Origin of the sequence: Paenibacillus peoriae KCTC 3763 (assembly GCF_000236805.1) — a bacterium.
Taxonomy (GTDB): domain Bacteria; phylum Bacillota; class Bacilli; order Paenibacillales; family Paenibacillaceae; genus Paenibacillus; species Paenibacillus peoriae.
Genome location: NZ_AGFX01000020.1, coordinates 22543 through 41612, shown reverse-complemented (window position 1 = coordinate 41612; position 19070 = coordinate 22543). Strand labels below are relative to the sequence as shown.

At 48.5% G+C, this 19070-nt stretch carries 14 protein-coding genes; 4 read left to right on the top strand and 10 right to left on the bottom strand.

What is annotated here, in order from left to right; genetic code table 11:
- Window positions 1-153 precede the first annotated feature (153 nt).
- The 3 genes from KQI_RS0113360 to KQI_RS0113350 are packed head-to-tail and all read right to left on the bottom strand — an operon-like array spanning window position 154 to window position 3984.
- Entirely contained in the window at window positions 154-1797 is a 1644-nt protein-coding gene (locus KQI_RS0113360; protein WP_010347280.1) for a UDP-glucose--hexose-1-phosphate uridylyltransferase, read from the bottom strand.
- Between the two features lie 17 nt (window positions 1798-1814).
- Entirely contained in the window at window positions 1815-2804 is a 990-nt protein-coding gene (gene galE / locus KQI_RS0113355; RefSeq protein WP_010347279.1) for a UDP-glucose 4-epimerase GalE, read from the bottom strand.
- A gap of 1 nt (window position 2805) precedes the next feature.
- Window positions 2806-3984, bottom strand: a complete 1179-nt coding sequence (locus KQI_RS0113350) for a galactokinase (protein ID WP_010347278.1) — start codon at window positions 3982-3984, stop codon at window positions 2806-2808.
- Between the two features lie 219 nt (window positions 3985-4203).
- Between KQI_RS0113350 and KQI_RS0113345 the strand changes: the two genes are divergently transcribed.
- On the top strand, window positions 4204-5070 hold the full coding sequence (locus KQI_RS0113345) for an AraC family transcriptional regulator (protein WP_010347277.1): 867 nt from the start codon (window positions 4204-4206) through the stop codon (window positions 5068-5070).
- Between the two features lie 226 nt (window positions 5071-5296).
- Here the strand turns inward: KQI_RS0113345 and mgrA are convergent, their stop codons facing one another.
- From mgrA to KQI_RS0113325, 4 genes are all read right to left on the bottom strand, one after another.
- Window positions 5297-6304: an L-glyceraldehyde 3-phosphate reductase gene (mgrA, locus tag KQI_RS0113340; RefSeq protein ID WP_010347276.1), complete on the bottom strand. Its 1008-nt coding sequence runs from the start codon at window positions 6302-6304 to the stop codon at window positions 5297-5299.
- Between the two features lie 84 nt (window positions 6305-6388).
- Window positions 6389-7132, bottom strand: coding sequence for an NAD-dependent protein deacylase (locus KQI_RS0113335; RefSeq protein ID WP_010347275.1), 744 nt, complete (start codon window positions 7130-7132; stop codon window positions 6389-6391).
- Entirely contained in the window at window positions 7120-7899 is a 780-nt protein-coding gene (locus KQI_RS0113330) for an HAD family hydrolase (RefSeq protein WP_010347273.1), read from the bottom strand. Before KQI_RS0113330 ends, KQI_RS0113335 begins: the two co-directional genes overlap by 13 nt.
- Window positions 7900-7913: 14 nt before the next feature.
- Entirely contained in the window at window positions 7914-8723 is an 810-nt protein-coding gene (locus KQI_RS0113325; protein ID WP_029390147.1) for an alpha/beta fold hydrolase, read from the bottom strand.
- Between the two features lie 335 nt (window positions 8724-9058).
- Between KQI_RS0113325 and KQI_RS0113320 the strand changes: the two genes are divergently transcribed.
- On the top strand, window positions 9059-10093 hold the full coding sequence (locus KQI_RS0113320) for an acyltransferase family protein (protein WP_010347270.1): 1035 nt from the start codon (window positions 9059-9061) through the stop codon (window positions 10091-10093).
- Between the two features lie 234 nt (window positions 10094-10327).
- A complete protein-coding gene (gene ilvD / locus KQI_RS0113315) occupies window positions 10328-12016 on the top strand; it encodes a dihydroxy-acid dehydratase (RefSeq protein ID WP_029390146.1) in 1689 nt (562 codons plus the stop codon).
- 160 nt (window positions 12017-12176) lie between these two features.
- On the opposite strand, the gene KQI_RS0113310 is transcribed toward ilvD, so the two are convergent.
- On the bottom strand, window positions 12177-13574 hold the full coding sequence (locus KQI_RS0113310; protein WP_010347268.1) for a polysaccharide deacetylase family protein: 1398 nt from the start codon (window positions 13572-13574) through the stop codon (window positions 12177-12179).
- 176 nt (window positions 13575-13750) lie between these two features.
- Between KQI_RS0113310 and KQI_RS0113305 the strand changes: the two genes are divergently transcribed.
- The gene (locus tag KQI_RS0113305) at window positions 13751-14905 is read left to right on the top strand and encodes an AI-2E family transporter (RefSeq protein ID WP_010347266.1); all 1155 of its coding nucleotides are present in this window, start codon (window positions 13751-13753) and stop codon (window positions 14903-14905) included.
- Here the strand turns inward: KQI_RS0113305 and KQI_RS0113300 are convergent.
- Entirely contained in the window at window positions 14860-16668 is a 1809-nt protein-coding gene (locus KQI_RS0113300; protein ID WP_010347265.1) for a peptidoglycan D,D-transpeptidase FtsI family protein, read from the bottom strand. The genes KQI_RS0113305 and KQI_RS0113300 overlap by 46 nt on opposite strands.
- Before the next feature lie 125 nt (window positions 16669-16793).
- A complete protein-coding gene (locus tag KQI_RS0113295; protein ID WP_029390145.1) occupies window positions 16794-19034 on the bottom strand; it encodes a methyl-accepting chemotaxis protein in 2241 nt (746 codons plus the stop codon).
- Window positions 19035-19070 lie beyond the last annotated feature (36 nt).

Below are 19070 nucleotides of genomic sequence, written 5' to 3'. Positions count from 1 at the left end.
TATGTTAAGAAACCTCTCTATTATAACCTTATCAGTTACAGGAAACAAATCAGCATTCTTTTCAGAAAAAAAACCACACTCCGTAAAGGAGCATGGTTCCATGTCATATCTTGGGAGGGTTCTCGTAATGTATTATGCGTCGTGCAATTGATTTTATTCTCCCAGGGTATATCCCAATTGTTGCATAAAACGGCTAAAGGCCTGCTGACCGGACGGATTTCGTTTATACACTCCTGCATGCTCCAGGATTTCGCTGAATTTCAGCCCAACTTCATTTTGCACGGTATGGACAGCCGTCTCCTTGTCAGACAAGCGACCAAATCGGGTTTTTAACTGAGCAATCCAGTCTGCATGCTTGAACAGCGGATGTCCTTCCTCCTGCATGACAGCAGCCAACTCATCGTTCCCGCACAAAATATCTGCAATTCCATCCAGTTCTTCCTTAAGCCGCCCCGGTAATATGGCAAGTCCCATCACTTCGATCAGACCGATATTTTCCTTTTTGATGTGGTGCATCTCGCGGTGGGGATGAAAAATACCTTCCGGGTATTCATCACTTGTTCGGTTGTTGCGCAGCACCAGATCCATCTGGAACCTTCCTTCGGCATCCCGGCGCACAATCGGTGTCACTGTGTTATGCGGAACCGTTTCCCCCTCCTGCTCTGTATGAGAGAGGACATCGGCTGCAGGATCGTTGTAAGCTTTCCAGGCTTCAAAAGCAGCATTTCCTGCCTCCAACAACTCCTCGGCATCCGTTGACGTAAAGCGGATCACCGACATGGGCCAGTTCACGATGCCTGCCGTAACCTGCGGAAACGTTTTATTATGGTACACGCCGTCCACACCTGCTTTTTCAATCGGGAATGTATGGCGCCCGCCTTGAAAATGATCATGGGTCAGGATCGATCCCCCGACAATCGGCAGATCCGCATTGGAACCGATAAAATAATGCGGAAACGCTTTCGTAAAGGCCAGTAACCGCCGCAGCGTGTCCTTTGTCAGCTTCATTGGCACGTGATCATGATGGAACACGATGCAATGCTCGTTGTAGTACACATAAGGTGAGTATTGAAAAAACCACGGCTCCCCGTTTAATTCCAACGGAATGATGCGCAAATTTTGGCGGGACGGATGATTTACCCTGCCGGCATATCCGACGTTTTCACGGCATAATTGACATTTGGGATACACCGGCGGTGGAAGAAGCTTCGCCATCGCAATTTCCTTTGGACTTTTTTCCGGCTTGGACAAATTAATCGTAATTTCCATATCTCCGTATGCTGTCGGCTGATTCCAGTACACATTGCTGGAAACTCGATCCATTCGAATGTAGTTCGAGTCGATACACAGCTTATAAAAAGCATCGGTCGCCGCCTCTATGCCACGTTCAGCTTCCGTTTGCTGAAAGTCACGGACGACCTCAGAAGGTCTCGCCATCAGCAAGCCCATGATTTTGGAGTCCAGCAAATCACGATACGTATCTGTATTTTCAGGGATAAGTCCTGTGGCAAAGCCATAATCAATCAATATATTGAGCACAGGCTGGAGAACTTCGGGGGCAGTAATGCCCCCTGCCTCCCCACCTGAATAAGGCTCGGAGAACCTGAATTGCTCCAGTAGCAAATTACGGCTGTAATCTATATCTTGCGGACTGATCAAGCCCCGTTTTTGCGCGAATGCAACCAATTGCTCCACCGCATATAAAGCTGCTTGCTGCGCAGTTTCGTCGATATTATGAGCCAGGTGACGGCTATGCTCCCCATCTTGGTTCTTAGCTGCGGATTGACTTTCACTCATATGTCATCGTCTCCTGTCTATTCGTCGCCGTAGCCCTGGGGATGCGACTGATGCCAGCCCCATGCTCCACTAATAATATCCTCCAGTTGGGTCCGCTTCGGACTCCAGCCGAGCACGGAACGAGCCTTGTCAGAAGATGCAACCAATACCGCAGGATCACCCGCGCGGCGTGGTTCTGCAACAACAGGAATATCAAGCCCGGTGACCTTGCGCGCCGTCTCAATGACTTCCTTCACTGAGAAGCCCTGCCCATTGCCCAGATTGAATACATTGCTGTCATTGCCTTCGCGCAAATAGGTTACTGCACGCATATGAGCATCTGCCAGATCGCTTACGTGAATATAATCACGGATGCACGTCCCGTCCGGTGTCGCATAATCATCACCAAACACGGAGATGTGTGGACGCTGTTTCAGTGCTGTTTGGAGTACCAATGGGATCAGATGGCTCTCTGGACGGTGGTCTTCACCGATCTTGCCGCTCTCATGTGCGCCAGCCGCATTAAAATACCGCAAGGACACGTACTTAATGCCCAAAACTTTATCAAACCACGACATCATGCGCTCCATCATCAGCTTCGTTTCACCATACACGTTCGTTGGCTCTGTACGGTCACCCTCTTCAATCGGCACCTTTTCCGGTTCGCCATAGGTTGCCGCCGTGGAGGAAAACACGATTCGGCGCACGCCAGCATCCTTCATAGCCTCCAGCAAGCTCAACGTGCCGAACACGTTGTTGTCATAATATTTGCCGGGATTTTGCATACTTTCCCCAACCAGCGAGTTGGCTGCGAAATGGATAACTGCGTCAATGCTATTTTCGGAAAACAATTTGGACAGCAATTCTTTATCTCTCAAATCCCCTTCATACAGCTTGCCCCCAAGCAGCGCTGCCTTGTGCCCGGTCTGCAAATTGTCCAGCACAACCACTTCTTCCCCGCGATCCAACAGCTCTGCTACCGTATGTGAACCAATATATCCCGCTCCGCCTGTGACCAAAATCGCCATGTTATTCGTCCTCCTTCAGTTCTTTAACTCCGTCTCCCGCTTTACATACATAAAAGCTGGCTTCCAGCCCTGTCCGGGTCTGATAAGCTTCGCCGACTTCCTTTACAAAACGTTCCACATCATCTTCATGAACTAATGAAACCGTACAACCTCCAAATCCGGCTCCCGTCATACGAGCACCTAGCGTACCGGAAATACGTCGTGCTTCCTCGACCATGACATCCAGCTCCGTACAGCTCACTTCATACAAATCGCGCAATGAATCGTGCGAAGCGTTCATCAGCTGACCAAAAGCTGCGAGATCATTGGCCGCAAGAGCATCGACAGAGGCCAGCACACGCGCATTTTCCTCTACCACATGCTGTGCCCGGCGGCGCACCGTTTCATCCGCTATATGATGCTGAAGCTCGCCAAAACGGGTCTCATCCAGCTGAGCGAGGTATTCCAATGTCGGCTCCTGCTGCTGCAAAATGGACAACGCTTCGGTACATTGGCTGCGGCGCTCGTTATAAGCTGAATCCACCAATCCGCGGCGTTTGTTCGTATTGCCGATTACCAGCTTATAGGCACCGGTACGGAAGGGCACTTTACGGTACTCCAGCGTATCGCACATCAGCAGAATGGCATGATCAGCCGCTCCGTTCGCGACAGCGAACTGGTCCATAATACCGCAGTTGACGCCAACGTAATTGTTTTCGGCCCGCTGGGACAACAAAGCAATTTCGACGGTATCTGTTTCTTGTTTTTCGATCGTGAGGAACGCGTATCCTGTCACCACCTCAATGGAGGCAGAGGAGGATAATCCGGCACCGTTCGGTATTTCTCCATGATAGAGCAGGTCGTATCCGCTGGACGGATAAACTCCCTTTTCAGCCAGCTCCACCAGCACACCCACCGGATAGTCCACCCACTCATCGGTTTTGTTTTTACCTATCTCTCCGCGTGGGATGGATACTTCATACGAAAGATTTGTCGAAGCAAAATGAATCTCATCATCATTACGCGCACGAAGGATCAGGGTCGTTCCGAATTCCAGCGCAGCCGGGAGTACATAGCCACCATTATAATCGATATGCTCCCCAATCAGATTGACCCTCCCAGGTGCATGAAATATCCGCAGTTCATGACTGCTTTCACCATATTTTTCAATAAAATGTTTCTTTAATTCAGCAGCGTTCATATCCGCTTCCACCTCATTCACGTTAGTAAAGGTTCCCTGACTTCCCTGTAAAAATCATAATCAGGTTGACATCTCTTATGAATTCAGTATAAATGAAAGCGCCACACAGTGTAATGCATCCATGTGTTGAAGCTATGGATAAATGTGACTTGGACATGTACAATGTAAGTATACCGCATCCGCTAAACTATTCACAAATGTAGGAAGGATGACCCTATTTTGCAAACGTATTCATATAGTTATGCTGTCGCCTCTAATCCGGTGTTTTACGAAAATAGCCCGCTGCATGTGCTCTTTGCAGGGGAGAGCCAAACCAAATCCGGTCACGCCGTTGGGCCGAAGCTGTATGATTACTATCTGCTTCATTTCGTCGAATCTGGGAAAGGTATTTTCCGAACGGAACAACACACATACCAGCTTGAAAAAAACGATTTTTTTCTGATCCACCCTGGTCAGCTTGTGAGCTATACCTCGGATGAAGAAGAACCGTGGCGTTATCGTTGGTCAGCATTTACCGGATACCTCACCGAGCAGGTGGTACAGGAAGCAGGACTGCGTGTTCATCAGCCCGTCTTCCATGCTTCCGATCACAATCCCATTCCCGGTTATCTGGAGCAAATGCAATTGGCCTTCTATAGCAGAAAATCCAGCTCCCATCTTTCAGCACTTGGCTATTTGTATTTGATCATGGGAGAAGCAGGTAATCATCTGAGTGACTGGTCTGACCCGTCGGGAGCGGATTCGCAAATTCGGCGCACTGTCAAACAGATGGTTCAGTACATGTCCACACAGTATGCACACCCCGTTTCCATTGAACAAATGTCTGAAGGACTTGGGTATAACCGTGCGTACTTATCACGGATATTCAAGAAGGAGACGGGCGTCTCCCCCGTGACCTATCTGCTCAAGCTGCGAATCGACAAATCGCGTCAGCTGCTGCGTGAGCGTCCCGAGCTGTCCGTGGAGCAGGTAGCCGCCTCGGTTGGATTAACCGATGCTTTGTATTTTTCGCGTCAATTCAAGCGTTTCTGCGGCCAGTCGCCAACCGAGTACCGAAACAAGGTCAAGCAATACCCACAGCCTTAGGGATAGGCTTTACAGGCTGCATAAGTCTGCACACACTCAGCCCGACAAATGATCTTTAGGCAGCCAAGGTCACGGAGGATGGATTCAGCATGGTTCACAATATAATATGACAAACAGCCGGCATCCTTCAGCGATGCCGGCTGTTACGTGTAGAGTTTTTATGACAAAATGTACATCATGTCGATGATGTCAAAATGTCCATTAGTCTTAAGGCTGTGCCTCTATCCTAATCCTGGGTGTTCCCCGTATGCAAAATGGAATCTATCCGATCCAGTTCTTCCTGTGAAAAGTCCAGATTGGACAAGGTGGCCACATTTTCTTCTATTTGGCTGGCACGGCTGGCCCCGATCAGGACGGAGGTCAGTCGTTCACCGCGCAGAGCCCAGGCCAGCGAGAATTGAGCCAAACTTTGTCCGCGCGCAGCTGCCATTTGATTGAGAGCACGTACCTTGCGAAGTGTTTCAGGCGTCACATGGCTCTCATTCAAGAAGACTGACGTACTCGCGGCACGTGAATCTTCCGGAATGCCGTTCAAATATTTATTGGTCAGCAATCCCTGAGCCAGCGGGCAGAAGGCAATGCTGCCTATCCCGTTCTCGTCCAGAACGTCCTGTAATCCGTTTTCAATCCAGCGGTCGAGCAGAGAATATTTCGGCTGGTGAATCAGAAGCGGTGTTCCCAGCTCCTTCAAAATACGAGCGGCTTCTGCCGTTTGCTCCGCGCTGTAATTAGACACACCCACATACAGCGCTTTGCCGGAACGCACGATATGATCGAGCGCCTGCATCGTTTCTTCAAGAGGTGTATCAGGATCAAAGCGGTGAGAGTAGAAGATATCGACATAGTCCAGCCCCATCCGCTTCAGGCTCTGATCCAGACTGGAAATTAGATACTTGCGTGAACCCCAATCCCCATAAGGCCCCGGCCACATATTGTAGCCTGCTTTGGTTGAAATGACCAGCTCATCCCGATAGGGCTTCAGATCACTAGCTAATACCTGTCCAAAAAATTCCTCTGCAGATCCTGCTGGAGGGCCGTAGTTATTGGCGAGGTCAAAATGCGTAATTCCCAAATCAAAGGATCGGGTAATCATGCTGCGACCATTCTCCGCGTTGTTGATCCCGCCAAAATTGTGCCACAAGCCCAACGAAATGGCGGGCAATTTGAGGCCTGATCTCCCTGTGCGGTTATATTTCATGCTTTCATAACGATTATCGTCAGCCAAATAAACCATGCTATCCCTGCCTCTCTCGAAACATTCTTATGTCCGGTACAACAATACTATAGCGCTTTTATGCAACCGTTGACAAGAAAACGATTACAACCCTAATTGACCAGCAAGTTGTTCCATAATCTGTCCAATCGGGTCCGTGATAAGCAGATCCGCCTTGTGATCATAGGAGGTAGGGTCAGTATTGAGCAGAACCGTATGTTTACCGTGGAAATAGGTGATCAGACCTGCCGCAGGATGCACGGTCAACGACGTTCCCCCAATTAACAGCAGATCGGCCTGCGAAATGGCCTGAACGGATCGAACAATGGTATCCTGATTCAGCTCCTCCTCATATAAAACAACATCCGGTTTGATAATTCCCCCGTCCACCGGACATTTGGGTACGACCTCAGAGCTACTCATTACCTCATTCAGACTGTAAAAGCGCCCGCACTTCATACAATGATTGCGATGCACCGAACCGTGAAGTTCGAGTACATTTACACTGCCTGCGGCCTGATGCAATCCGTCAATATTTTGTGTCACCACCGCTTTAAGACGGCCTTGGTGTTCCAAGGAGGCAAGAAAACGATGGCAGCCGTTCGGCTCTGCATCGGGATGCAGCATTTTGCTGCGATAGAAGCCAAAGAACACTTCAGGATGCTTGACAAAAAAAGAACGACTCAGCATAACCTCCGGGGAATAAGGCAGTTTTTCCTCACTCTGATACAAGCCGGCAGCCGAACGAAAATCCGGAATACCGCTTTCCGTCGATGTCCCTGCTCCACCGAAAAAAACGATATTTTGCGCATCCTGTATCCATTCAGCCAACATTTTTACTTTGTCCATGTTTCACGCACCTCCAGTTCTTCATATGCGCGGATAACCATGTCCGCATCCAGCAAATGAGCCGAATGTTCGGGCTCCGGCGCAAATCCAATAGCCAGCCGTACTCCGGCACGCTTGCCCATCTGCATATCCCCGTTGCTGTCTCCGATGACAACTACATCCGATGGTGGCAGTCCCAGTAAAGCACAGGCTTTTTCAGCCATTTCCGGGTCAGGCTTGCCGTATGTAACCCTATCGTGTCCAATGACCTCGTCAAAATAGGAGGTCAGCCCCATCCATTCCAAATGCTCCTGTGCGGCCTCTGTACTGTCAGAGGTCACAACCGCCAGCTTCACCCCGGCGCGGCGGCTTTGCTCCAGCAACGTCCGCAACCCCGGAAACACCCTCGCTGCCCGGTGCCTTCGAATATCAGCCATCGCTGTTTTATTAAAATCGCGGACAAGCCGCACAGCTTCATTCCACGGCACACCGGCAGTGTACAGCTGCCAGGCGAGTACGCCTGTACTTTCATCCACCGTTCCCATAGCCAGCGGACCGGAAGGATCATAGCCGATCACTTGCCCCTCCTGGTCATGAATCGTGCCGAGAACGCTATCTTTTGCCACTGTAAAGCCGGTACCCGACAAGGCAAGATGCTGCTCCATCATATCCAGTATAGAACGAGCCCAAGGGCCCCACAACTGAATAAAATCCAGCAACGTGCCATCCTTATCCAACAAAATGCCACGGCACGGATACCGCTCCCCCTGCACGATCAGCTCCGACATGCAGTATGCCTCCTTTATTGGTTTTTAGGAGCCCCGTCCACCACACTCTCTTTCATCCAGTCCTGTAAAGCTGATACCGTTTGATTCCATTGCTCCACAGCATCAATGGTTGCCGCATGATCGCCTTTTTGAGCTCCATAGCTGCCGAACTGGGCATGATTGCCCCCCTCCACTGTAAAATATAACGTATTGGCTGGTAAATAGGCTCTGCCACTCTGAACCTGATCCATATTGATAACTCCGTCATCACTTCCCAGGAGAGAAATAACTGGCAGATTCTTATCCTTTAAATTGCCCTTGCTATCCGGGTAGGAGGCGAGGAAAAATACGCCTTTGACTTGATCGGCGTGTACAGCAGCATAGCGGGCCGCCATCACACCACCCAACGAATGGCCTCCAATGACAAATGCTTCTTCTGGATAAGCCTTGAGCACTTCACCCGCCAAATCGGGGGAAGCCAACGGCAAATTCAGCGGCATTTTTACAATAATCACATGATGACCCTTTTCCGCCAGACGACGTGCCAAAGGTGCGTAACTTTCGGGCTTCACCAGTGCTCCCGGATACAAAATGACTCCGGCACCACTTCTTTTGGCGGGCTCAAAACCAATCCAATGCTCTTGTTCATTTACCTTCACCGCATCAGTTGCTTCTGCTAACGCAGCTACTGCTGTCTCATCAGGCTGGTAAGGGGTAAACACCTTCCATGCTCCCCAGCCTGCGATCAGCACAATGACAATCAGGATGCCCAGGAGGATTTTCCATATTTTCCGGGGACTGCGTGTCCCATATGAATGGTATGATCTTCTTGTACTTCTTCTCATTTTAAATGTTCCTTTCACCTTGCCTGCCTCGTGTTTCATCTTTTGAATAACTTTGAATATGCAATGTGTAGCTGCACTTACCATCGTAAATCGTAACACTATTAGCCATGTTAGGGTAACACCGTTGTACATTCAGGGTCAAATCAGCAAATATTTCCTAGTATTGGCCTATCTTTATCCGCTGTTCAAGCTTTCGCCACACAATAAGGACATGATAGCGCTTACCATTGTGAATAAAATCACAATGGTAGAGTCCAGAGTATCGTACCTTGTTCCTTGTAAAGAATTATTTTTTAAATAGTTGACACGGCTGACTGCCGCTCGGAGGGAAACACATGACGACAAACCATGATGTACAGGGAGAAAGCTTCTTTCTCAATTTGCGATTTATGTTGATCATATGTGTATTTGTGGGGAATGCCCTGGAGCCGCTGACCAGTTCATTTCATATCGCCCAGCAATGGTTCAACTGGATATTTATGTACCATATGCCGTTGTTTGTGCTCGTTACAGGCTATTTCGCCAAGTCCTCCCTGGCGGGACCGGCAGGCCGTAAAGTTCTTCTACAGGTTGGTATGCAATATCTTATTTTCCAATCGCTCTATTCTGTATTGGATGTTGCACTCTTTCACGTTCCACATATCCATCATTCTTTTTTCGCACCTTACCTGCTGCTCTGGTTCCTCGCCAGCCATATCTGTTGGAGACTGTTGATGCTCGCTTTGCGGAGAGTGCCGCCTGTCTTGCAATTGGGCATATCCGTACTACTGGGCATCCTTGTTGGATATCTCCCTGTGGAGGGTATATGGCTAAGCGTATGCAGAACCTTTGTTTATTTACCTTACTTTATGGCAGGATATCATTTGAATTATGTGGACGTCCGACGCTTCTTTACAGCTTCAGTTCGAATCATCGCTGGTGCTGTATCCCTTCTACTCATCGTGTTGGCGGGAACGTCGTATTTCGGCATCCCCGCAGGCTGGCTGTATGGCAGCATGACTTATGGTGAGCTGGGCCATACCGAATGGTACGCAGGGATTTACCGTATCGGCATGTATGGCGTTCAATTCATAGCCTCCATGGCGTTTTTAGGCTTAGTTCCAGCAATCACAGGACGTATCACCGAGATGGGTCGGCGGACATTATACGTCTTCTTGCTCCATGGCCTGATCGTCCGTACCGTTGTTGCAAAGGGAGTCTACGAATATATAGATACACCAGTGGAGATTATTTTTATCGTAGTGTGTGCAGCAGGTCTGTGCTGTTTGCTGACTATGCCCTGGATTCGGATGGCAACACGCCCTCTGGTTGAGCCACAAGTAGATTGGATGCTTAAACCAGCTCCTTATCCTTTTAGACGATCTGCGTAATTTTATTTAGCTCTGTCCTACTCCGCCCTTCTTTAATCATAGAAACCAACTGGAGCTCACCCGTTTTATAGCGGTGTGGGCTTTTTCACATTCACTTTTTGTCATTTCTCGAAATCCTTATATATGTAGAAAAATGCTCACATCTGTGATAGACTCTTTAGAAAACATTCTGCGCTATTAACGGCGTCTATTAAACGCCATATCATTTTTATACTTTGGGGGGAAACCAGCATCATGACAGCAAAGACGAAAATGCGTTCCGATATGATTAAAAAAGGCTTTGACCGCGCTCCTCACCGCAGCTTGCTGCGCGCAGCGGGCGTTAAGGAAGAAGATTTTGACAAACCTTTTATTGCGGTATGTAACTCGTATATTGACATTGTACCGGGTCACGTTCATTTGCAGGAATTCGGCAAAATTGTCAAGCAGGCCATTCGTGACGCAGGCGGTGTACCTTTCGAATTTAACACCATCGGCGTAGATGACGGCATTGCCATGGGACATATTGGTATGCGTTATTCTCTGCCAAGCCGTGAAATTATCGCCGACTCGCTGGAAACAGTTGTTTCCGCTCACTGGTTTGACGGCATGGTGTGTATTCCTAACTGTGATAAAATTACCCCCGGCATGATGATGGGTGCATTGCGTGTCAACATCCCGACTATGTTCGTCAGCGGTGGCCCCATGAAAGCTGGTAAGGACAAAAATGGCCGTTCTATCTCCCTGACCTCCGTCTTCGAGGGTGTAGGTGCATACCAGGCAGGTAAGATTGATGACCAAAGCTTGCTTGAATTGGAACAATACGGCTGTCCAACCTGTGGTTCTTGCTCAGGCATGTTCACAGCCAATTCCATGAACTGCCTCGCTGAAGCGCTGGGTCTGGCTATGCCAGGTAACGGCACCATTCTCGCAGTGGCAGAAGAACGTAAAGAATTCGTCAAACAATCTGCACACCAATTGATGGAATTGATCAAGCTGGATCTTAAGCCACGTGATATTGTAACTAAAGAAGCCATTGATAATGCATTTGCGTTGGACATGGCAATGGGCGGTTCCACCAATACGGTACTGCATACTTTGGCACTGGCTCATGAAGCTGAAGTGGATTACCCAATTGAACGTATTAATGAAGTCGCCAACCGCGTACCTCATTTGTCCAAATTGGCACCTGCTTCCGATTATCACATTGAGGATGTTCATAATGCAGGCGGCGTAAGCGCAGTGCTGAATGAACTGTTGAAGAAACCGGGCGCTTTGCATGGCGGCTGTATTACAGTAACCGGAAAAACGATTCGTGAGAACGTAGAAGGACAGGAAATTCTCGACACGAATGTCATCCACAAGCTGGACAACCCTTATTCCGAACGCGGCGGACTGGCTGTACTATTCGGCAATCTGGCACCGCAGGGCTCCATTATTAAAGTCGGTGCAGTTGATCCTTCTGTTGGGGGGTATCACAAAGGTCCTGCCATCTGCTTTGATTCACAGGAAGATGCACTGGCTGGCATCGCCAACGGTAAAATCAAGGAAGGACACGTTGTTGTTATCCGTTATGAAGGTCCTAAGGGCGGACCGGGTATGCCTGAAATGCTTGCTCCAACCTCGCAAATCGTGGGCATGGGGCTTGGTGCCAAGGTGGGTCTGATTACAGACGGACGCTTCTCTGGTGCATCTCGTGGTATCTCCATCGGCCACATTTCCCCTGAAGCCGCTGAGGGCGGTCCTATCGCTTTTGTTGAAGACGGCGATATCATTGAGCTGGATCTGAACAATCGTAAGATTGAGCTGCAAATTTCGGACGATGAATTTGAACGTCGCCGTGCCAACTGGAAAGGCTTTGAGCCGAAGGTGAAGACTGGCTACCTGGCCCGTTATTCCAAGCTGGTAACGAACGCAAGTAACGGCGGAATTATGAAAATCTAATGCTTGGCTAAGATTGGCTAATATATGTTTTATAATAAGATATGCTTTATAAACAGTTAAAAAAGGCCTCCCGCTCCCTATAACAGGGGTGGGAGGCTTTTCCGTATTAGGTTAACCGCTTTGATCTTGTGTCTGCTGCTTGTGAAGCTCTAACCGCTGTCTAAATGGAGCTAACCTCATCATTCACTTCACTCTGGAGCATATGTGCAACATCGCGTTGATTGGCTTGACCAGGAGTTTGATCTATTGGATAGGGTCCCTCTTCGTGAAAACGATCAAACAAAGTATCAATTGGCATCACGATCATTTTCGGTACCATCACCTCTTTTTTTTCGTTCAACTGCTCGGGTCCCGAAGGATGGATGACACTAAATAACAGCTTTAAATATATGGTCGACGCCCTCTTGAACAGTCCTTTGGGTAGCTCTTGAATTTGAAATCCCAGCTTCTCTGGTCCGCGGTTAATCATACTTACTGCATAGACTGCCTTTACACCATTCATTCCAGAATCATGTACAAGCTGATAGGCAAGATCAGGAAGCTGCCGCTTCACTATTCGGATTAATTGAATAGCCAAATGCACCATAGACTTTGCCGTCGAGCCTAAATGAAACAACATTTTATTATCAAAATGAAGCTCGACTATCGGGTCTCCCTTTTTTAGCCACCTGCCGTTCTCCATGTTTACATTTGGTCCATGATAGGTACGACGACGATAATAAAAAATCGTATCCTCCTTGCTTACAGGACGAAGCCGGAATAAAGTGTGGAATAGGCGCTCGTAGAGCAGCCATCCAAATACCAGCGTTTTTTTGAACCACCCCGTATCGACCATCTCACCGGCAGCTGAAATAAGGACAGGCTGACCAAACAATGCATCCACCCGTACGCTGCGCAATTGCCGTTCTTGGGCGACCATCAGAAGCTCCTCCAACGCGATTAGCATATTCTGAGGGGCTTCTTCGTCTGCACCCAATGTCGTACCACAGTCATGGAGTAGCATCACCTCGCCACCCCTCAGCTTTTTGAGCATCCGCTCCGCTAACTGTTTGGCTCCAATGCTCGCCTTCCAATCCCCGAACATGGAGGACCATAATACAATTCGACGACCATTCGTTTTAGAAATATCAAAGAAGTTCACAATTCCCCATGGCGGACGGTAGAAGGTCGTTCCCTTTCCGGTTACCCGGTGAATGATTTCCTCTGTTTGGGCAATCTGCCTTCTGACGGTAACTGGCCGCATCAGCCAATTCGATTTGTGCACATAATTATGAATACCGATCAAATGACCTTCATCATGCATGCGTTTCAGAAGCTCGGGATGCTTTTCCGCATTGATGCCAACGACAAAAAAAGTAGCTTTAGCATCAAAACGCTTCAATAAATCCAGCAACTGCGGTGTATACACCGGATCAGGACCATCATCAAAGGTGAGCGCAAATTCCTGCTCGCTTTTGCCACGTCGAAACACTCTGAACCCAAAAATACGACTGACTAGCGCTGGAATAAAAGCATAAAAAGTTGAAATGTAAAACATCCATAACAGCAAAGTCTGCACGTTTTATCCCCACTTTTCTATTCTGTACTCCCAAGCTGGACTCCTGAGGAAAATTCACTTACTTATATATTATCATAAAGCATAAGCATGCGGTCATTTTGCTTTTGCATGATCAGCATTGAAGTCCAATTTTAGTGTACAATAAATAAAAATCTTAAAGGAGTCGTTGTATACATATGCTTCCATTGTACAAAAAATATTGGCGTACCGTTTTTGATATCGGTCTGATTGTATTAACCGTGTATTTAATTATGTTTGTATCCAGTAAGCTGTATCAGTTGGCGGCACCAGTATTCCTATCGTTCGTCGTGTTCTGGTGCATTGAACCTGCAGCCCGTTATTTCCACCGCAAAGGGATGAAGAAACCCTTCGCCTCCGCGCTCTCCGTGTTGCTGTTCATCATCCTTTTACTCGCTATTTTTTTCGGATTGGGTTTGATTCTGGTTACGCAATTTACGAAAGTCGCGCAAAATCTCCCACATTATACCCAGATTATCCAAACAGAATTCACGCGATTTCTTCATCTTTCTCAAGATAAAATTGCTGCTTTACCTTCGGGTGTTACCGAACATGTGAATGAATATTTTGCGACTGCGACCACGATTGCTACCAAGTGGGCACAGCTCGGGTTATCCTTTTTCATACAATTTCTCAGCTCCTTCACTGTTTTTATGGGCAATTTTGCTGTCGCAATCATTTTAGCGTTCTTTTTAAGCATGGAAATTAATCTCTGGAAGGGAATTGCCCGTAGTAAAACTCCCAAGACACTAAAAACGGCTTACCTTTTTCTAAAAAATCACGTGCTTAAAGCGATCTCCGCCTTTCTGAAGGCTCAAGCCTTACTGGTAGGGATTACCTTTATTCTTGTATTTATAGGTTTACTCATTTTGCAAGTGGATAATGCCCTGTCATTGGCACTTATGGCGGCGTTGTTTGATATTTTGCCCTTGCTGGGTGTACCTGTTATTTTTATTCCATGGGCGGTGTATTTGTTCATCACAGGGAATACGGGCTTGGCTATCGGGCTGCTTATTGTCATGGCTGTCGCGGTGATCGTCCGCCAGCTGGCAGAGCCTAAAATTACTGGAAATTCCATCGGTGTCTCATCTGCCTATCTGATGCTTTCCTTTGCCATTATATCGTTATCCATTTTCGGATTGGCCGGATTAATCTTATCTCCGATTCTGATTATTTTACTCAAGGAATTGTGGCAGCAAGGCTATCTGCAACAATGGATTCGGTTTCCGACAGAAGAATTTGATGAGCCCCCGTTTATTGTCAAAATTCAGGAGGAGGACCGTGAGACTGCTCGTGGAGCTGAAGAGAATTGAGCCAGCAGATCCATCACCTGTCCGAACAGTACAGTAGCCCGATTGGCAGAGTGCTTTGGCGCATTTTGCACCAGGACGGCAACAGCATAACGAGGTCGCTCTACCGGACCATAACCGATAAACCATTGGTGATTTACGGGACGGCCGTCCTTTAAGGCTTGGGCTGTACCCGATTTCCCAGCCAGATGCCATAATTTATCACGCAAGGATACCCCTGTACCGTGGGCCACCACTTCTTCCATCGCCGCGCGAAGCGTATGGGCCGTGGAGGCATGAATCGGGTGGCTTCCCTGGGGTGCAGGTGAAGCATGAGCAGGCAGGTCCAGCATGGTGCCACCATCTGCGTAGCTGATGCGATTCACAAGGCGTGGAGCATGCACCTGGCCGTCATGCAGCAAGGTGACGATGAGATTGGCAGCTTGGAGGGGCGTGACCAGCACATCGCGCTGACCGATCGCTGTCTGTACACGTACGCCCCGATCTACCGCATGAGTATGGGAGCCGAATACGGCTCCCTTTTCCTCGTGATCCAGCGGTCTGAATTGCGGCAGCCCTGCAAGATTCCGCTCCTGCCAGCCCACTGTTCGGCTCAACCCCAGCACAGAGGCCGTAGCCTGAATTTGCTCAGGCTTAAGCCGTTCGCCAAGATGAGCGAACACGATATTACAGGATACGGCAAGCCCCTCTTCCAGGTTCATGGTGCCGTGTCCTTCTTTTTTCCAGCAAGTCAAACCGTACTTGCCATAGGTTCCATCGCAATGGAACTGCTCCTTCGGTTGGACAACACCTGATTCAAGTGCAGCCGCAGCCGTAACCAGTTTAAAAATGGAACCCGGGGTTACCGCCTTGAGCGCGCGATTCGACCAGTCTGTTGTCTGCTGCGGATCGACACGAACGGGATTATAAAAAGGACGAGACACCATCGCCAGCACATCCGCATTACCGGCATCAAGTACAACCACCGCACCTTCTGCCAGGTGATTGGCTTCCGTCAGTTTTTCCAGCTGCTCCTGTAAGGAAAGATCAATGGTGGTCTGCACCTGTAGCGGATAGTGAGCATTGGCTGGAGTACTTACCTGCAGCGATACATTAGCCAGCGGACGACGCTGCGCATCCACAAACCGGGAGACGAATGTTTTACCTACGCCACTCAGCAGCGGCTCCAGCGTTCTTTCCAGCCCGGCTGCGCCAATTGGCAGTTCACCCACTCGGTCGCCACGCTCATACAAAAAGCCAAGCCATTGCCTGCCAGTGGGGAGATCCGTGTAGCGTTTCGCATAAGGAACAAGCTCGATGAGCGAAGGGACCAGCTTCAGCAGCTTGCTCGCTTCATTCGGCCTGATTTGTACGGGCTCTCCGCGCCCATCCCGCCATATTAGCGGTGATTGCAGGCCTTTCCACTGTGTCAGCAACTGCTTCTTGTTCGTCCGCAGCAACCTGGCGAGCTCTTCGCCATGGAGAGCCGCTTTGCCATCAACGTCGGGAAAAAGCACTGGCGCCCATACGACACCACCCGTCAAGGGCTGTCCATGTCGATCCGTGAGCTGTCCACGCCCGGAGTCGATAGCAATTCCCTCCTGACGCTGACGCATAGACATTTCCTTCAGCGAATGTCCCCCATAAGCAGACATATGTATCCCCGCCGTCCCCTGAACCCAAGCCAGCCGGAATAGTAAAATAAGCAGCAGCACCATCATTCCCAAGGCCATATATGCAATTCGACGTTTTCGCATGAAGCTGTTGCCACGCCTCGGCACACGCATCCTTCTTTCATCTTTTTCCAGTAGTATGTCCTGTAGCTAAAAAAGAAAACCCATTCCGCTTTTGAACACGGAAATGGGTTTCCTGCCATTATCATAAAATCAGCAATACATCAATTCTGTTACATTTACACCGTAAACCGCGAAAGCTGCTCCTTCAACTTCACGGATACGCCTTCCAGCTTATCAGACAAGCCTACCAGTTGATTACCGATATTGGCCTGCTCATTACTCAGGGAAGCGACTTCCTGCGAAGTGGCCGAAGACTGCTCGGCTACTGCACTTACATTGGTCATTGCCTCAGATAAAGTTGTCTGCGATTCACTCAATTCCTGAATGGATGAGGTGACCGTTCCCAATCGAAGCGCAAATTCTCCCATTTGCTGCTGCACCGATTGGAAAATGTCCGTCGTCACCTGTACGGCTCCCATCTGCTCACGGAACAGTGGATACACCTCGGATAACGCCTGCACCGTTTCATTCATCTCATTGATGATGTTGTTAATAATTCCTGAAGCTGTATGAATAGCTTGACGTGATTGCTCAGCCAGCTGCCGAACCTCATTCGCCACCACCATAAAGCCACGTCCGGCGGTTCCCGCCCGTGCCGCTTCAATCGTCGCATTCAGCGATAGAATATTCGTTTGTTTAGCAATATCCTGTAATACGTCCAGCACCTTAAAAACATCGGAAGTTGTCTGCTTCAGCTCATCTACCTTGCCTACCAGAGCATGCGTAGTTTCTTCCGTAACCCGCGTCTTGCTTAACAGGCTTTTCAGCTGAACCGTCCCTTTTTCACTGGACTGTTCAACCTCCCGTGCGGCCAAGCTCATTTCATGATTAGAAGCCATCACCACATCCATTTGCTGAGATATATTCCCGGTTAGTCCGCTGCCACGTTCAGCCTCTGTTGCCAAACTGGTGGAACCATGAGCGATTTCCTCAGTTGCGGCTGCAATTTCCTTGGCTGAAATAGCCGTCTTCTTCGAGGCATCACTCAGTTCCGTCGCTGTATTCAGAACCTCCTGAGCCGACACGTTCGTCTGTTCTACCAGCAATGTAATTTGCTCCATCATCATGTCAAAGCTGACAGACAACTGGCCGATTTCATCCTGAGCCTTGTAGTTCGTTCGGATCTGCAAGTTACCTTTGGCACCTTCGACCATTAAATTTTTCAAATGGGTCAACGGACGCGCCACAAGGCGTACGATCCACAGGCCAATGAACAATGCAATGAGTGCAGCCACCGCAGCAAATATCCAGGTCGTCGTTAAAATCCCCCTAGCGTCTTTAACCAGCTCTGATACAGGTACTACACCCACGAGAATCCACTTGGAGGTTCCCAGCGTATTATGAACCGTAAGCACATTTTGCTTTTCCCCATTTGCTTCCTGCTCCATAAATTGAGTTCCTTCGATCCCTTCAAGCTTGGAAACGTAATCCAGATTTTTCTTTCCTCCTGACAAGCTATCTATGTTAGAGCCTACAAATTCACCCTTGTCTGTCACAAGGCTGATCATACTGCCTGAGCCCAAATTAACACTTTTCAACTCGTCCTCCACCACACTGGACTTTAAATCCATAACCAGAACGTAGGTCCCTCCGAGCCCGGACATACTGTTCATGGAGCGTGCCAGACGAAAGGTCTTGCTTCCATTGTCATTCACCTGCGTAGGCAACCAAACAATTCCCTTGTTTTTCAGAATATCCTTAAACCACGCTTCCTGCCGTACATCCTTTTGTGTTCCTGTGCCCATCGCAGCTAAACTGGCTTCTTCCGGGTACAAATATAATGAATCAATCGCTTTATTCGTGAAAGCAAGATTCGTTAGCTTCTTGTTTACTTCACCCATCGCAACAAAAGATTCAAAAGAGTTTTTTTCTTGCTTCGCCGCCTTTTGCAGCTGATCACTTAATTCTGTATCAAAAAATACCTGTGTTGAGGTATCCTGAAAACGTTCCAGAATAATATCCAGCTTTTCCGAAGTTTGCTGAACGGTTTGCTGATAGGCTGTAGCCGCATTTTGCTCAATCGTACTTTTAGCCTTGTAGTATGAGAGCATCCCTAAGCTGACCACAAATAACATAATTGCCGCAAAAAAGATCAGGAACAATTTCATCCCAACTGAACGGATCGGATTATAGTTTTTGACCAAATGCATGAAATCCTTGCTGTACTTTTCCGTCTTAAGTAAGCGCTTTAATTTAGATGCGCCTTTACGAGTGGCTTTAGTTACCCAAGGGAGAACCTTCGAGGACACCCTAACCATTTGTGCCCCTTTATCCGTTGTCACCTTGCTGCCTTTCATGAGATTCGTTTTCTTTGGTTGCCTCTTTGTTGTGTTCCCCTCTTTTTTCCGAAAACCCATTCCTCTCACCTACCACTATATGATTAGTTTCTTGTT